This window comes from Deltaproteobacteria bacterium, assembly GCA_016875225.1.
Lineage (GTDB): Bacteria > Myxococcota_A > UBA9160 > SZUA-336 > SZUA-336 > VGRW01.
This window is the reverse complement of record VGRW01000156.1, coordinates 1-3,231: the sequence shown is the minus strand read 5'-3', so window position 1 is coordinate 3,231 and position 3,231 is coordinate 1. Positions and strand designations below refer to the sequence as shown.

General features: G+C 71.0%; 5 protein-coding genes. 3 read left to right on the top strand and 2 right to left on the bottom strand.

Annotation, left to right across the window (positions count from 1 at the left end):
* From FJ108_18265 to FJ108_18255, 3 genes are all read left to right on the top strand, one after another.
* Nucleotides 1-1,110, top strand: a 1,110-nt coding sequence (locus tag FJ108_18265) for an FHA domain-containing protein (protein ID MBM4337837.1), incomplete at its 5' end; no start/stop codon positions are given.
* Nucleotides 1,111-1,119: 9 nt separating this feature from the next.
* On the top strand, nt 1,120-1,779 hold the full coding sequence (locus FJ108_18260; GenBank protein ID MBM4337836.1) for a glutathione S-transferase family protein: 660 nt from the start codon (nt 1,120-1,122) through the stop codon (nt 1,777-1,779).
* Between the two features lie 5 nt (nt 1,780-1,784).
* Nucleotides 1,785-2,387 (top strand): glutathione S-transferase family protein, encoded by a 603-nt coding sequence (locus FJ108_18255; GenBank protein MBM4337835.1) that lies wholly within the window; start codon nt 1,785-1,787, stop codon nt 2,385-2,387.
* Between the two features lie 7 nt (nt 2,388-2,394).
* On the opposite strand, the gene FJ108_18250 is transcribed toward FJ108_18255, so the two are convergent.
* Both FJ108_18250 and FJ108_18245 read right to left on the bottom strand, forming a co-directional pair.
* Nucleotides 2,395-2,865, bottom strand: coding sequence for an isoprenylcysteine carboxylmethyltransferase family protein (locus tag FJ108_18250; GenBank protein ID MBM4337834.1), 471 nt, complete (start codon nt 2,863-2,865; stop codon nt 2,395-2,397).
* Nucleotides 2,862-3,231: sensor histidine kinase (locus tag FJ108_18245; protein MBM4337833.1), on the bottom strand; the 370-nt coding region annotated here is incomplete at its 5' end. The genes FJ108_18245 and FJ108_18250, both read right to left, overlap by 4 nt.

The following is a 3,231-nucleotide window of genomic DNA, read 5'->3' as shown; positions in this document are numbered from 1 at the left end:
AAAAATGGCGAGCCGATCCAGCGCAAGGCGATCCTGCCGGGCGACCGGATCCGGATCGGCCGGATCCTGCTCGAGATCCGCTCCGGGGCCGCGCACGCCGTGGCTGCGGCGGGCGCGCGCGCGCGCGAGGAGCACACCGAGATCATCCGGGTGGACGCGGTCGACACCACACAGATCGGCGTAGCCCGCGGGGTCTGGGGGCACCTCTCGGTCGTGCAGGGTCCCGGAAAGCTCGCGGGAATGCGCGTTCCGCTGCTCGGCGACTCAGTCACGCTCGGCCGCGCGCCGGACTGCGACCTGGTTCTGCTCGATCCCGGCGTATCGCGCCTGCACGCCGAGCTGGTGCGCGAGGGCGATCGGGTCCTGCTCGTGCACCGCTCCGCCACCAACCCGACGCTGCGCAACGGCGCCCCGGTGGAAGGCGCAAGCGAGCTCGCGACCGGCGACCAGATCGGGCTCGCGGATGCGGTGCTGCTGCGGCTCGAGCTCGAAGCCAGGCCCGCGAAGGCGAGCGCGCGGCCCGCCGGGGGCTTGCGCCAGGTGATGGAGGCGCGCGTCGACCTCGAGCAGCGGATCGAGCGCGAGTTCGTGCGCGACGGGACCTTCCTGGACGTCGACATCGCCGACTCCTACGGGCTCAAAGCGAGCGAGACGCGCGCCGAGCGCGTGTTCGGCTCGTTCGAGCGCTTCCGCGGCTACCTGGGCGATCGCATCGAAGAGCACCGCGGGCGCGTGCTGAACTCCAACGGCGACGAGATCATGGCGTTCTTCGACCGCGCGAGCGACGCGGTCTCGTGCGCGCGCGCGCTGCTCCTGGGACTGCGCGACTGGAACGCGCGCGAGAACCTGCTCGAGCGCGAGTTCCGGGTCCGGATCGGCGTGCACACCGGACGCTCCGCGGTCGACCTCGCCAGCGGCGTCGCCTACAGCCCGGTGCTCGACGTCGCCGGCCACCTGCAGAAGAACGCGCCCGTCGGTGGAGTGTTGATCTCCGCCACCACTCACGCCGAGCTCGGCGACGAGGTCGCGGGCCTCGAGCGCGGCGCAACCCTCGCGCGCGAGAACATTCGAACCTGGGTGCTCACGCCCGAGCGCCTGCTTGCGAGCTGAAGGAAACCCATGCCCGCGCTGTCGCTCCTGATCGGAAACAGGAATTACTCCTCGTGGTCGCTTCGGCCCTGGCTGCTGCTCGCGCAGACCGGGCTCGAGTTCGAAGAGGTTCGCGTCGCGTTCGGGTCGAGCGACTTCGCAGAGCGCGTGCGCGCGTACTCGCCCGCTGGAAAGGTGCCGGCGCTCCGCCACGGCGCGCTCACGGTCTGGGACTCGCTCGCGATCTGCGAGTACCTGGCCGAGACGTTTCCCGAGATCCGCGCCTGGCCACGCGCGGCCGGGGAGCGGGCGCTCGCGCGCTCGATCTCGGCGGAGATGCACTCGGGCTTCACTGCGCTTCGCGCGCAGATGCCGATGAACGTGCGCGCGTCCGGGCGGCGCGTGCCGTCAACGCCCGAGCTCGAGCGCGACCTAGCGCGTGTGCGCGAGATCTGGAGCGACTGCCGCGCGCGATCCGCCTCGCACGGGCCGTTCCTGTTCGGGGACTTCTCGATCGCCGACGCGATGTACGCGCCGGTCGCCTTCCGCTTCGCGACCTACGGCGTCGCGCTCGGCCCGGCCGAGGCCGCGTACGTCGAATCGCTGCGCCGCCTGCCGGCGATGGCTGATTGGGCGGCCGCTTCCGAGGCCGAGCTCGAGGTCGAAGAGAGCTCCGAGAAGGGAAGGTGAAGCCGGTGCTCCGGCTCTACGACTATCTCGAGTCCGGCAACGGCTACAAGGTCCGGCTGCTGCTCACGCAGCTCGGCATCGCGTTCGAACGGGTCGAGCTCGACATCCTGAAGGGCGAGACGCGTACCGAGGAGTTCCTGCGCCGGAACCCCAACGGGCGGATTCCCTGCCTCGAGCTCGAGGACGGCACGCATCTCTGGGAATCGAACGCGATCGCGTTCTACCTGGCCGAGGGAACCGACTTCCTGCCCCGGGGCCGGCTCGAGCGCGCGCAGGTCCTGCAGTGGATGTTCTTCGAGCAGTACAGCCACGAGCCCTACATAGCGACGGTGCGCTTCTGGCACCACGCGGGAATGATCGAGGCCAAGCGCGACCAGCTCGCCGAGCGGATGGAGCGCGGCTACGCGGCGCTCGCCGTGATGGAGAGCCACCTGCGCGAGCGCGACTTCTTCGTCGCCAGCCGCTACTCGATCGCCGACATCGCGCTCTACGCCTACACGCACGTGGCGCACGAGGGCGGCTACGACCTCGCGGGATTTTCGTCGCTGGGCAAGTGGCTAGAGCGCGTCCGCGCGCAGCCCGGCCACGTGCCGATATCGAAGGCCTGAGCGCCGCTCAGATCCAGCGGCGCACGCGATTGCGGTAGGCGCGGTACGCGTCGCCGAACTTGCGCTCCAGGTAGGCCTCTTCGCGGCCAACCACGCCGATGCGCAACACCGCGAAGAGCGGCAGCAGCAAGCCGAGCACCCAGAGGCTGTCGCCGAACACCGCCGCTCCGGAGTAGAGCAGCATCAACCCCAGGTAGAGCGGGTTTCGCGACCAGGCGTAGGCGCCGTCGCTCGCGATCGCGTCGGTCGGCAGGTGCGTCGGAACGGTCGTGCCCGCGCGCCGCTGGGCGCTGAACCCCGAGCGCATGACGGCGGTTCCCGCCGCGAGCAGCGCGCTGCCGAGCGCAATCCGCGCAAGGCCCGAGACGAAACTCGTCGGCCAGACGATCTCGAGCGCGAATCCGGCCAGCAGCGCGCCCAGGAACAGAAGCGGCGGCGGCGCGATCACGTTGGCATGGTCGGGCAGCGACACCGTCATGTGACACCTCCTAGATCCGCTTCGAAGACCGTTCCACCGCCCTCGCGGGGCCGGCAGCGCGCCTCGCCGCCGTGGTGGCGCGCGATCTGGCGCACGAGCGCGAGACCCAGACCGAAGCCGCCGTCGCGCCTCTCCGCGGCGCCCGCGCGGCGGTGGAACGGCTCGAAGATCCGCTCACGCTCGCTCTCGGGAACGCCGGGGCCGCGATCCGAGACGCGGATCCGCGCGCGGCCGGGGCCGAGCTTGGCGACCTCGATCTCGACCTCGGCTCCGCCCGCGTGCCTGTGCGCGTTCTCGAGCAGGTTGCGCATGAGCCGGCGCAGCAGCGCGCGGTCGCCGACCAGCGTCACCGCTTCACCGGCGACG